Annotated in this window: 10 protein-coding genes; 6 read left to right on the top strand and 4 right to left on the bottom strand. The window is 57.2% G+C overall.

The window, feature by feature from the left end:
• The first annotated feature begins 97 nt into the window (after positions 1-97).
• Positions 98-1,018: an alpha/beta fold hydrolase gene (locus tag A3730_RS15135; protein ID WP_063520762.1), complete on the top strand. Its 921-nt coding sequence runs from the start codon at positions 98-100 to the stop codon at positions 1,016-1,018.
• Between the two features lie 69 nt (positions 1,019-1,087).
• Here A3730_RS15135 and A3730_RS15130 read toward each other — a convergent pair whose 3' ends face one another.
• The 4 genes from A3730_RS15130 to A3730_RS15115 all read right to left on the bottom strand — a co-directional run bounded on the left by A3730_RS15130 (position 1,088) and on the right by A3730_RS15115 (position 6,437).
• Positions 1,088-1,375: a hypothetical protein gene (locus A3730_RS15130; protein WP_063520763.1), complete on the bottom strand. Its 288-nt coding sequence runs from the start codon at positions 1,373-1,375 to the stop codon at positions 1,088-1,090.
• Between the two features lie 80 nt (positions 1,376-1,455).
• Positions 1,456-3,549: a transporter substrate-binding domain-containing protein gene (locus tag A3730_RS15125; RefSeq protein WP_063520764.1), complete on the bottom strand. Its 2,094-nt coding sequence runs from the start codon at positions 3,547-3,549 to the stop codon at positions 1,456-1,458.
• Between the two features lie 352 nt (positions 3,550-3,901).
• Positions 3,902-5,332, bottom strand: a complete 1,431-nt coding sequence (locus A3730_RS15120) for a thrombospondin type 3 repeat-containing protein (protein WP_063520765.1) — start codon at positions 5,330-5,332, stop codon at positions 3,902-3,904.
• Positions 5,333-5,342: 10 nt separating this feature from the next.
• Positions 5,343-6,437, bottom strand: a complete 1,095-nt coding sequence (locus A3730_RS15115; protein ID WP_063520766.1) for an OmpA family protein — start codon at positions 6,435-6,437, stop codon at positions 5,343-5,345.
• A gap of 239 nt (positions 6,438-6,676) precedes the next feature.
• Between A3730_RS15115 and A3730_RS15110 the strand changes: the two genes are divergently transcribed.
• From A3730_RS15110 to msrB, 5 genes are all read left to right on the top strand, one after another.
• A complete protein-coding gene (locus tag A3730_RS15110) occupies positions 6,677-8,698 on the top strand; it encodes a neutral/alkaline non-lysosomal ceramidase N-terminal domain-containing protein (protein ID WP_063538349.1) in 2,022 nt (673 codons plus the stop codon).
• Between the two features lie 109 nt (positions 8,699-8,807).
• Positions 8,808-9,416 carry a hypothetical protein gene (locus A3730_RS15105; protein WP_063521253.1) on the top strand — a complete coding sequence of 203 codons (609 nt, stop codon included), beginning with the start codon at positions 8,808-8,810 and terminating at the stop codon, positions 9,414-9,416.
• A 48-nt stretch (positions 9,417-9,464) separates the two neighbouring features.
• Positions 9,465-10,616, top strand: coding sequence for a CaiB/BaiF CoA-transferase family protein (locus A3730_RS15100; RefSeq protein ID WP_063519666.1), 1,152 nt, complete (start codon positions 9,465-9,467; stop codon positions 10,614-10,616).
• A gap of 86 nt (positions 10,617-10,702) precedes the next feature.
• Positions 10,703-11,329: a peptide-methionine (S)-S-oxide reductase MsrA gene (gene msrA, locus A3730_RS15095; protein WP_063519667.1), complete on the top strand. Its 627-nt coding sequence runs from the start codon at positions 10,703-10,705 to the stop codon at positions 11,327-11,329.
• 25 nt (positions 11,330-11,354) lie between these two features.
• The gene (gene msrB, locus A3730_RS15090; protein WP_063519668.1) at positions 11,355-11,786 is read left to right on the top strand and encodes a peptide-methionine (R)-S-oxide reductase MsrB; all 432 of its coding nucleotides are present in this window, start codon (positions 11,355-11,357) and stop codon (positions 11,784-11,786) included.
• Positions 11,787-12,097 lie beyond the last annotated feature (311 nt).

The raw sequence follows: 12,097 nt of genomic DNA, 5'->3' as shown, positions 1-12,097 counted from the left end.
CAGGAGACCTTTTATTCTTGCTATCATCTCTCTTCCTCGTTGAGTTTCTTGACCTTGCCTCGGCAATGACGCACGTTTTGCGCAGCCGGAGACTATTATGACCGAACAGATGATCCATCACACCACGGATGATAACCATGTTGTCGCCATCCACCACTGGCCCTGCGAATCAGCCACAGCCAGGGGCACGCTAATCTGGCTGCACGGCATGTCCGAACATGGCTCACGTTACCAGAATCTGGCCCGTACCTTGAATGCAGCCGGTTGGCACCTGTATTGCCCGGACCATCGCGGTCATGGTGACAGTATTAACGAGGACAGCCCCGCTGGGCACATAGGTGACCAGCACGGCTGGCAACATCTGGTCAATGACGCCGCCAGCGTCATTCACCTGGCCAAAGAACAACACCCACAGTTACCGCTCGTTCTCGGCGGCCACAGCATGGGCTCTTTTATCGCGCTGGGCACAGCAGAGCAACACGGTGACGCCCTCTCCGGCCTGGTAATGTGCGCCAGCGATTATCATCCCGGTGCCTACTACCGGTTAATGTCCCTGCCCATCCTGTTCGAGCGCATGCGCCGGGGCAAACGCAACCCCAGCCCGCTGATACACAAGCTCACCTTTGGCACCTGGGCAACCCAGGTACCGGACCCGACCACCGATTTCGACTGGCTGAGCAGCAATGCCGAAGAAGTGAAACGTTATATCGATGATCCACTGTGCGGGTTCGATTGCAGTACGGAAACCTGGGTGCAACTGGTAACCGCCATGCGTCGCATACAGAGCATTTCAGGGCTGTCCGAACTGCCGGAAAACTTGCCCGTACTACTGCTGGGCGGTGAACAGGACCCCATGAGCGACAACGGCAAGGGCATGATGGCCCTGGAGAAAGTGTTGCATGCCATGGAGCAACCGCTGACCACGCACTTCTGGCCTGAAGGCCGGCATGAAATCCTCAACGACCACTGCCGTGACGAAGTGCACCAGGCGATCACCGAGTGGCTGGGAAGTCTCTGAAAAACCGGGTCACGTGCGACATAAAAAAACCGGGCAAAAAGCCCGGTTTTTTTTTTCAAACGCCTGGCGTTACTTGAACAGACTGTTCTTGATGTCCTTCAGCCCATCCAGGGTGCTATCCCAGGTTTTTTCCACGCTGTCTTTCACTTCTTCCCAGCGAGTATTGCTGTCGTTACGCACCTCATCCAGCTGCGCAGACAGTTCCTTGCGCTTCTCTTTCAATTCCAGCTTACGGGTTTCCCACTGGTGGCGGACATCCTCACCGGCTTTATCCGCCTTGACTTGCAGCTGATCGAATTCATTGTCCAGTTCGTCCAGCTTGCCTTTTACCTTTTCGATGAAAGTGTTGCGATCCATCACAATCTCCTTCAATGAGTGGTACCCCAGATGGTGGGGCCCATTTCCGGCTTTTCCATGGCATAGTTGTAAAATTCAGGTTAAAGCTGAGACTGCTCCTGCTCGCCCAGCGCTGACACATAGCCAAGATAGCGGTTCTTGATCTCCCGCACGTACTTCACCGGCTCAGTACCACGCACATAGCCATAGCGGGCCTGGCGGGCATACTGGGGTTTGGACAATAACAGCATGGCCTGCTCCACGTGCCCGAACCACTTGTCCGGGTTTTTACCGATGCGTTGCGCCAGACGGCGGGCATCTTCCACGTGGCCATGCCCAGCATTGTAAGCCGCCAGCGTAAAATACAATTTTTCCGCCAGGTCCAGGCGAGCGGGAAAGCGTTGTTCCAGCCAGTCGATATAAGCCAGCCCCGCTTCCACGCCATTTTTCGGGTTAGTCAGATTACTGTAACCAAATTGCCGGCCGGTACGGGGCATCACTTGCAACAGCCCCTGAGCACCTGCAAAAGAGCGCGCGTTCGGATTAAAACGGCTTTCCTGGTACATCTGGGAAGTAATCAGGCGCCAATCCAGGCCATACTTAAGCGACTCTGAACGCACCAGCTCATCATAGGGGGAAATATCCCGACCTGGTTCTACCCGGTAGGCCTCATGGGTGGCGATGGTTTTCTTTTCCTTGAAATACCGGTTGTAGGTCACGTTATAGAACAGCCCCCGATAACCACGCTTTATATAGCTATTGAGCTGCTCACGTAAGGCTTGCTGGGACTCTCGGGTAACCCAGGCGATCTGTTTGGCCGGTTCGAACTGGAACAATACAGCGATGTCATCCCGGTAGGTGGATTCCATGGCAGCCAGATGGCTATCGGCCATGGTCAGGTCGTAATCACCGTTGGCCACGCCATCAATCAACATTTCCGTACTGGCGTTCTCCACTTCCAGAATCTCGAACGTGCCCCCCGCCTTTTGCAACGCTTTGAGCGTGTCGTAATAGGCCGTTTCCGGGTTCACTGCCACCGTGCGCCCGGCCAGTCCTTCCACCGTATCCAGCGAGCTCTCGCCGGCTTCACCAATAAGCTGCTCATTCACTTCCAGATAACGTTCACTGAAGGACCAGCCTGCGCTCTGACGCTCTGGCGTGACGGTCATGGAGGCGGCGATAACATCGCCTTCCCCCGCCTCCAGCGCCGCAAACATGGAGGACGGCGTATCGTGCACAATAACCCGCACACGCAAACGATGCTGCTTGGCAAAGTCCTTGATCAGGTCGTAATCAAACCCCATCAATTCACCGCGCCACATAAAATAGCTGGCCGGGTTATTGGAGGTGATAACTCGCAACACCCCTTTTTCGCGAATGTCCGCCCAGCCGCGTTCTTCTTCACTGTCCACGGAGGTAATGACCCGCTCACTGGTGATGTACTGGTTGATCTGATCCAGTAATTCGCTGCTATCCGAGCGCACGGCCCAGGCGATACGACGTTTGCGATTGACCACCGGTCCGGCCACGGCCTCGCCATCCTCTTCAAGCAAGGCATCGAGCATGTTGCTGTCGACGATACTTGCCGCCAGCTCACCATTTGCCACACCGTTAACCAATTCCTCATCTGAGATATTGCTGTCCAGCACTTCCACGCTGACATTGTCGTGGCGCTTGGCCAGTTTGGTGGCGGTTTCCAGATAAGCGGACCCTTCCGGTACCGACAGCGTCACCTCCCCCATCTCCGTTAGCGGCAGGTCCGCCAGCGCCCGCGGTACCACCATGCGTTCCTGTACAGCGTTTACCGGGGTAGAAAAGGCGAGGTTCTTCCGACGCTCCTTGGTCACCGAATAATTGGTGATAATGATGTCAGCCATGCCCTGATTGATAAGGGTGCTCAACTCACCAAAATTGTCGGCATACACCCAGCACGGCTCCAGCCCGAGGTGCTCGACGAATTCTTCCGCCTGCTGCTGGTATTCGCTGGCCGGGACGCCATCGCGGGGCAGCCCTGAGGGCTCGTCAAACCGGGGGGCCAACAACCGAACAAAGCCCCGTTCCTTCAGCGCAGGCAAATCACCGGTTTCCTGGTAATTTTTAAAGGTGCTGACGACCTCTCCCACCTCCGGCTCCTTGTCGCAACCGGCCAGCAGCGTGACACCGAGACATATGAGGATGAATATGCCTGTTCGCATGGGTGCCCCCCCTTTCCCTTCTAGTGTTTATTTCTTAGCTCAGGGTACCAGCCTATGCCCATCAGGCGATACTTTTTAGGTGATCCGTACTTATCTCCGAAAACGGCGTTTGCGGCTATACACCCCAGAAGCAGTTAACCAGTACGCTATTTGTGCTCAAGACAGCCAGGAAGCCTCTGAAAACGCCGGCGCCCGGAACAAAAAAAGGCCTGAACCTCTTCGGTGACAACGCATTCTTTTCAGAATCATTGCAACCGGTTTGGTTCAGGCCTTTTCTTGCCCCGAGGCGCTATTGCTAGCCTTCGGAGCCGGGCCCCGTGGGGGCCCTTTCCTTATTTACCTGCTTTGCCGATCAGGGCGTACCGACACAAACATCGTGCACACGGAACGCTTTGTTGGCATTCACCAGACCAGCATAGTCCAGCTGAATGGAATCGAACGGCTGGCTAGATGCCGGAGCAGCAATGAAACGCTGATCCGAGTTGGCACCCAGGCCCAGCAAGTCCAGATCCAGCAACCCGCCGCCTACGGTAGCACTGTCCACTTCCACACCGTCGTTGAAGAAACGAATGGTTGTGAAATTGCCAAGCAGTTCCAGATTGAGCAGCTGGGAGGTCGGATCGCTGACCACAAAGCCGACAACGCTGTCTGCAATATCCACGGACTGGTCAATGGCGTCCGCCGCCACAAACCCGCCACCGTAGACCAGTGCCGCGCCAATATTGATCTGTGCGAAAGTCGCGTTATTTCCGTCAATTGCCTGGCCCTCGTCATCCACGGAGCAACCCAGGCATACGCCCAGCACACCGCTGTCTGCCGTGTAATCCGTATTGGCCAGCTGCTGGAAAGTGGTGGTAGCGGAACAGGTGAAACCGTCGTCGTCACAGACATCGCCTTTACCATCACCATCGCCATCAGCCTGATCTTCATTAGGAATCATCGGGCAGTTGTCAGAGACATCCGGAACGCCATCGCCATCGGTGTCAGTGGGATCACCGCCACCGCCATCACAAACGTCACCAATGCCGTTACCGTCGCTGTCCGCCTGGTTCGCGTTGGCAGCCAGTGGGCAGTTATCAGTGTCGTTGTCCACGCCGTCACCATCACGGTCGTCGTCACACACATCACCAATGCCATCCAGATCCAGGTCAGCCTGGTCAGTGTTAGGAATGTTCAGGCAGTTGTCATTGGTATCAAGGATGGTGTCACCGTCGCGGTCGTCTTCGCAGACGTCGCCGATACCATCGGTATCCGTGTCTTTCTGATCCGCGTTTGCCGTGAACACACAGTTGTCATTGGTGTTATCCACACCATCGCCATCCGCGTCGTCATCACAAACATCACCGATACCATCGTTATCCACATCACCCTGTTCCGGGTTGAAAATGGCAGGACAGTTATCTACCCCATCGTCGATACCGTCGTTGTCCTGGTCGTTGTCCTGATCACAGGCATCGCCAATACCGTCGCCATCAGTGTCATCCTGAGTCGGGTTGGCAACCAGCGGACAGTTGTCAGTGGGGTTGTCTTCCCCGTCACCATCACGGTCGTCATCACAGACATCGCCGATACCATCACCATCCTGATCTTCCTGCATGGCATTGGGGTTAGCGGGACAGTTGTCCACGTTATCGGGAACGCCATCATTGTCCTGGTCAGCATTATTACCAACCGGAGTGTTGCCGCCACTGCTGCCATCTCCATCCGCTTCACAACCAGCCAATCCAAGACCCAGCAAAGCAGCCAGCATGATTACAAAAAACGATTTGCTATACATATTCATGACTATTCTCCTACTGCTCGCTAACGCGGAATTCAACGCGACGGTTCATGGCACGGCCTGATGAGGTCTCATTGCTGGCAACCGGAACCACTTCACCATACCCACGAGCGGTCAGACGCTCTGCTGCTATGCCATTATCAATCAAGTACTGGCGTACAGCCTTGGCACGTTCATCGGAAAGGGTTTCGTTGTATTCAGCGCTACCGGTGCTATCCGTGTGGCCTGCAATCTCGACATCGAAGTTCGTCTGAGATTTCAGCGCTTTGACAAGACGGTCCACTAGCGGACGGGAGGTCGCGGTGAGCTTGGCAGAATTGAGCTCGAAGCCAATGTTGTTGAAGGTAATGGTCTGGTTGGTTAACAGACAGCCATCGCCATCCACCTTGCCGCCGGCAATGGTGTTCGGGCACTTGTCACGGTTGTCAGGAATACCGTCGCCATCACTGTCGGCAGCGGCCACTTCCACAACTTTCTCGACTTCACGGGTTTCGTAGACAATTTTTTCCACTTCGACAATCTTGGTCTGGCCGAGAGGTACTTCCAGACCCAGAGAGAAGCGCCAGTCGTTGAACCCGCCTTCATCTTCAGATGCCGTGCCGGTAATACCGTCGAAATCGTCATACATATAACGGGCTTCAGCGCGCAACTTCAGGCCGTTATCAAAAATAGGACCGGTAACCGCACCCAACCCCACATTGGCGTGCAAATCAAAGCCATCATCATCGTCTGGCACCACATCGTTGTAGATGCCACCGATCTGGGCCAGAACGAAAGGCGTAAAGCCTTCGCGGTCGCCAAAGGCATAGGCCACACCGGTACTTACCGTGTACTGGTAATAATCCGCAGCGCCTTCGACACCGGAATCCAGGCCATACCCGGCACCTTCGGTTTCCCACCACCAGTGATCGGATAATTCACGGCCATAGACCAAACCGGCACCCAGCCCCTTGCGAGACAGATCCCGATCTTCGTCCAGTACCAGATAGTGCAGCATGGGCGCGACATACTGCCGCGTGTTGGGCTCTTTCATGTCCTCTGCGGCAATCGCTTGCGTCGCTAATGCGACACTCGCTGCCAGCATGGATATACGCGTGCTTCCTTTCATGACTACCCCCCTTGGGTATGAATGATCTGTGCAACCATTGGAATAGGTGGGGAAAGAAAAAAAAATAGGCGTCCGGTGCCGTTGCGTTGGAATATTGTTGTGAACCCGTTCATGTTCCTGCTTTCTGTATCTAAGCGTATCTTTTCGTATCCTTCACGCCCGCTCAGCAACAAAATGCACCCGTTTGCACCAACAGCACCAAATTGGTACTTTGGTGCAAATTATAAGAAAGCCGGATTATGAAGCCCACACACCCACGCCGTATCCGCCGCTGGCTGCTGGTCATTGTCGCTCTCATTGTTATCGCCGCCCTGGCCCATACCGCCTGGCCGTTTCTTTTTTTTCCCCGTCAGCAGGTCGACATTCACCTTGGCGAACCACTTGCGCCCAGCCAGGCCACCGCGCCGTTGGCAGGCATTGCAGAACGGGACATCACCCCGCCAATAGGAATACCCAAATTCGGTTATTCCGCCTGGGCCAAACCTGCAGATGGTTTTCGCACCCGATTGAAAGCAAGGGCCTTTTATTTACATGCGCCCGGGCAAACACCGCTCGCTATCGTGCAACTGGACCTGGGCACCGGCTCTCTGCCGCTTCACCATCGCGTGGCAGAACGCATCGCAAAGAAAACCGACGTGCCTGCACACGCGTTATCTTTACTGGTGACCCATACCCATTCCGGCCCGGGGCAGTATCTGGGCAGTGACTTCTATAATGTCTTTGGCAGCAACAAACCCGGCTTCGACCCGGCCTTGTTTGAATACCTGAGCGAACAGATTGCCGACGCGGTCATCGCAGCCTATACCTCCCGACGGGAAGCCCGCTTCGCAGTGGGCCAAAGCGACATCCGGGGCTATACCCGTAACCGTTCCATGGGCGCCTGGGCGAACAATTTCCCTGACGGCCAGCACCTGGATGACGACCCGATGATGGCGGTCAACCCCACCATGACCCTGCTGCGCATCGACCAGAAGCAAGGTGATCGCTTTGTTCCTGCCGGTGCGCTTAGCCTGTACTCCATTCATGGCACCGCCATTCCCCCCTTTACCCGTCCTTACCACGCCGACGTCTGGCACTGGATCAGTGGCACACTGGAAGATGAACTGGCAAGCACAGCCCCCGGCTTTATCCATGGCGCCGCCCAGGCCACCCACGCCGACAATAACCCGGCCTGGCACACAAACCAGCGTGGCGACCTGGAAGCACAACGTATTGGCACCACTCTGGGCGAACACGCCGTACAATTGTTTCACTCACTGGATAACCAGCTCACCGGCACACTGGACACCGCTATCGCCAGCCGCCAACTGAACCTGCTGGAGCAGATCGACACAGGGCGCTTCGGACTCTGTGAGCGCGCCATAGCCGGCGCCGCCGTCGCCGGGGCCGCCAATGGCGATGAAGTGTTTCCGATTTCCTACTTGCCCTTTCTCAAGGAAGACTGGCCTCGACACTTTTTCACCGACAACTGCCAGGGCGTAAAACAGTGGATGCTCTCCAAGCTGCAACTGCTGTTACCCGCAGAACGCTTCCCCCATCAGGCCCTGTTCCAGATCGTGCGTATCAACGAGCTGGTCATCGTGCCGCTGCCCTGGGAAATCACCCTGGAAAGCGGTAATCGCCTGCGCAATGCCGTTACCGATACCTTGCCCGCCGGCACGAACTGGAAAGTAGAAGTCTCCAGCCTGGCCAACGGCTATTTCGGCTATGCCGTCACCCCCGAGGAATACCAGCGGCAATATTACGAAGGCGGCCACACGCTCTACGGCCCCCATACCCTGGATTTCCTGATTGGCCAGAGCAGCGAACTAAGCCGCGATCTGCAACAAAGCGGCAACATCAGCGGCAACATCAACGACATTCCCCGCCAACAGACCTTCTCCCTGCTTGCGCATCAGTACTTTCCTGAAGCACAGCAAACGGCAGCCCCGGCCTCACCCACGGCTGTCCAGTGGCAAGGTCATCCTACCCGTGAGCCCGGCGACCTCACCACCGGCCCTTACTGGCGAATCTCCCTGCTGGCCGCCCCCGCCGAACAGCTGGCCCTCGACACGCTGGAGCTTACTCTCCACTGCCAGGGGCAGCGTGCAACCACCGATGACGGCGCCGCGCTACAACTACAATGGCAAGCGCAACAAAACAGCCAAGACAAATACGAAGTGCGCTGGTACCCCGCCCCCGGGCAACCGCAAACAGGCTGCCGCTTTGCTTTTTCAGCCAACCCGGCAGCCCCGGTGCAGCACTCCCCGGCGATCCCCTAGCGGCTAGCCTGAGGACAAGAGAATGTGCACCAGTTGATGTGGCGCCCCTGCGGCGCTGTTACACTAGACCCAGCCATTGAAGGCACCGCATTCGCCGCCGGAGATTTCCATGCGACCGCTTTTCCGATACCTGCTACCCGCCCTCTTCGTTGCCGGTTGCGCCAGCACCACGGACGTGACCACCCGCTTCACCGACGAGGGTAGCCACCCGCCGCAAGATACGCTGCTGCTGGTTGCCCACACCCCGGAAGGCAACATCCGCGAAACCTGGGAATTAACCTGCAAGGATATATTTTCAAGTAATTCGTTGACCGTTTTGCTCAGCCATCAGGAATTACCGTTATGGTATGAAGGCGGAAAAGAACGCATCCTCGACTGGGCGCAAGAAAACGATGTAGAGCGGATTCTGCTGGTCGAGCTGACTCACTTGCTGATAGATGCTGCCGCACCGCCTGCGGCCGGCAACCAGCTCAACCCCATGGAGCAATCCGCCGGCGACGTACAACCGACCTGGAAAATCGGGATCGGTGGCGACCTGGCCAAAGACGAGGTACCCGACGCCCTGCGGCAACATGGCGCAGAGCTGATCAATGCCGACGGCAAACCTCTCTGGACCGGCATCGCCACCACCCACGAGGCCAGCAACGCCGTTGCCATCGCCAAAAGCCAGTGCTCGGCCCTGCGTCGCAGCTTGCGTGAACAAGCCCTTATTCCCTGACCGGCCAATGTCCGTCAGGGAACGGTAAAACGGACTCTGACAACGGACATGAACATTATGACAGGCCCACTTAACGGACTGACCTTCATCGAACTGGCCGGCATTGGCCCCGGCCCCTTCTGCGGCATGATGCTTGCCGACATGGGCGCCACCGTTATCCGCATCGACCGCCCCGGCGGTAACCCGCATTCCGCCATCGGCCACACCGTCCTTTTCCGCAATCGCCAAAACCTGGCCGTGGACCTGAAAAGCGCCGAAGGCATCGAAACCGTTCTGAAACTCTGCGAAACCGCCGACGGCCTGTTCGAAGGTTTTCGTCCCGGCGTCACCGAGCGCCTGGGCGTGGGCCCGGAGCAATGCCTGGCCCGCAACCCGAAACTGGTCTACGGCCGCATGACCGGCTGGGGCCAGACCGGGCCACTGGCCCAGGCCGCCGGCCACGACATGAACTACATCGCCCTGTCCGGCGCCCTGCATGCTATGGGCCGTGAAGGCGAAAAGCCCGCAATTCCCCTCAACCTGGTGGGCGATTTCGGTGGCGGCGGCATGATGCTTGCTTTCGGCATGGTCTGCGCCGCACTGGAAGCCCAGCGCAGCGGTAAAGGCCAGGTGGTCGACTCGTCCATGGTAGAAGGTTCCGCCGCCCTCATGGCCATGTTCTACGGGCTCAAATCCCAGGGCATGTTTACCGACAATCGCGGCACTCACATGCTTGATTCCGGCGCACACTTTTATGAAGTGTATGAAACTGCGGACGGCAAATACGTCTCCATCGGCAGTATCGAACCACAGTTCTATGCCCAGCTCTGCCAGCTGGCCGAACTACCCGCCGAAGACTTTGGCCATCAGATCAACCCGCCCAAATGGCCGGAAATGAAACAAAAGCTCGCCGCCGTCATCAAACAGAAGACACGGGACGAGTGGTCCGCCCTCATGGAAGGCACCGATGTCTGTTTTGCACCGGTTCTCAGCCTTGAAGAAGCGCCCTCACACCCGCATAACGTAGCCAGAGAATCCTTTGTTACCGTCAACGGTGCCGCACAACCGGCACCGACCCCGCGCTTCTCACGCACCGCAGCCGGCGAGATAAAACCCGCCACCACTGCCGGAGCAGATAGCCGGGCCGTACTGAGCCAGGCCGGCTTCAGTGACAGTGACATCGATGGCCTGATCGCCAGTGGAGCCGTCAAGCAGGACTGATCCCTGCTTGCTCTCCACTGGCTGCATTGACCTGTAACACCTGCCGGGCCACAAGCCAGGCAGGTGTTCGCCCCATTGGAGGAACCATGAACGTAGTGATCCCCGGCACATCCCTGGCCATTCACCCGGAACGTTTCCCTGATCCCATCGACGATCTGCCCGCCAATGGCATGGCCAAAGCGGTTCTGGCTGGCGGTTGCTTCTGGTGTGTGGAAGCGGTCTATCTGAATCTGGAAGGCGTGAACGCCGTGGTGTCCGGTTATGCCGGCGGCCATGCTGCCCGCGCCAATTACGAGGCCGTCTGTACCGGCACCACCGGCCATGCGGAAGTGATCGAAGTAGAATACGACAGCACCGTCATCAGCTTCGGCGAACTGCTGAAAGTGTTCTTTTCCGTCGCCCACGACCCCACCCAGAAAGACCGGCAAGGCAACGACCGGGGCACCCAGTACCGCTCCGCGATTTTTTATCACGACGAGGCCGAGAGAGCGGTGGCCGAGGCGTACATCCATCAGTTGAATAACGCCGGCGCTTTTATCGCCCCCATTGTTACCACCGTGGAACCGCTGGACGCCTTTTACCGCGCCGAGGATTACCACCAGGATTTCGCCCGTCGCAATCCCAATCAAGGCTACATCACCCATATAGCCAAACCGAAAGTGGAAAAGCTGATCCAGGCCTTTCCCGACAAACTCAAAACCCGGACACCTTAACCAGACAAACTCAAGGGAGTGCCTGATGACCCAAGCACTGTCCGCCAGCGGCTTCGACCTGACGCCCCTGAGCGAAGAAGAGAAACAGGCCCGCGCACAATCGCTGAGCAAAGAAGAACGCCGCATCCTGCTCAACCAGGGCACCGAGCCACCGTTTTGTGGCGGCCTGCTGGATAACAAGGACGATGGCACCTACCACTGTAAACTGTGTGACCTGCCGCTGTTCGCTTCCAGCACCAAGTTCGAATCCGGCACCGGCTGGCCCAGTTTTTATCAACCTTTCGATCCGCAACACATTCGCGAACTGCGCGACAGTAGCCACGGCATGATCCGTATAGAGATCCGCTGCGCCCGCTGCGATAGCCATCAGGGGCACGTCTTCCCCGACGGCCCACCGCCCACTGGCCAACGCTATTGCCTGAACTCCGCCTCCATGGTGTTCAAGGCGCAGAATTAATCCGTCCCATCACCAGAAGCGTAGCGAATAACCTCGCTGACGGCGCGACAACCCAAGCCGACTCTGCTGTAGGAGCACTTCTTGAGGTGCGAACCTGAGCCTCGGCGAAGGATCGCCTTCAGATTGCCAATGCGCAAAACGGGCGGTTCGCACCTCAAGAGGTGCTTGTATGTTTGAATGCTCTTCCTGCAACCATGCAGGACTTGCCGGGGTGGAGGGACCAAAGGAGCATCTGACCCAAGGGTACAGACGGTAGGAGATTTGGCCCCACCCCGCACCTATTCATACGCCGATAAAGAATCCATCGGCTG

It is taken from the genome of Alcanivorax sp. HI0044 (genome assembly GCF_001634945.1).
Note: the sequence above shows the minus strand (reverse complement) of the source record. Positions and strands in the feature narration are given on the sequence as shown.

Excerpts from the sequence above, each read along its gene's own strand:
- A3730_RS15135 (WP_063520762.1), top strand. The coding sequence starts at position 98 with ATGACCGAACAGATGATCCATCACACCACGGATGATAACCATGTTGTC.
- A3730_RS15130 (WP_063520763.1), bottom strand. The coding sequence starts at position 1,375 with ATGGATCGCAACACTTTCATCGAAAAGGTAAAAGGCAAGCTGGACGAA.
- A3730_RS15125 (WP_063520764.1), bottom strand. The coding sequence starts at position 3,549 with ATGCGAACAGGCATATTCATCCTCATATGTCTCGGTGTCACGCTGCTG.
- A3730_RS15120 (WP_063520765.1), bottom strand. The coding sequence starts at position 5,332 with ATGAATATGTATAGCAAATCGTTTTTTGTAATCATGCTGGCTGCTTTG.
- A3730_RS15115 (WP_063520766.1), bottom strand. The coding sequence starts at position 6,437 with ATGAAAGGAAGCACGCGTATATCCATGCTGGCAGCGAGTGTCGCATTA.
- A3730_RS15110 (WP_063538349.1), top strand. The coding sequence starts at position 6,677 with ATGAAGCCCACACACCCACGCCGTATCCGCCGCTGGCTGCTGGTCATT.
- A3730_RS15105 (WP_063521253.1), top strand. The coding sequence starts at position 8,808 with ATGCGACCGCTTTTCCGATACCTGCTACCCGCCCTCTTCGTTGCCGGT.
- A3730_RS15100 (WP_063519666.1), top strand. The coding sequence starts at position 9,465 with ATGAACATTATGACAGGCCCACTTAACGGACTGACCTTCATCGAACTG.
- msrA (WP_063519667.1), top strand. The coding sequence starts at position 10,703 with ATGAACGTAGTGATCCCCGGCACATCCCTGGCCATTCACCCGGAACGT.
- msrB (WP_063519668.1), top strand. The coding sequence starts at position 11,355 with ATGACCCAAGCACTGTCCGCCAGCGGCTTCGACCTGACGCCCCTGAGC.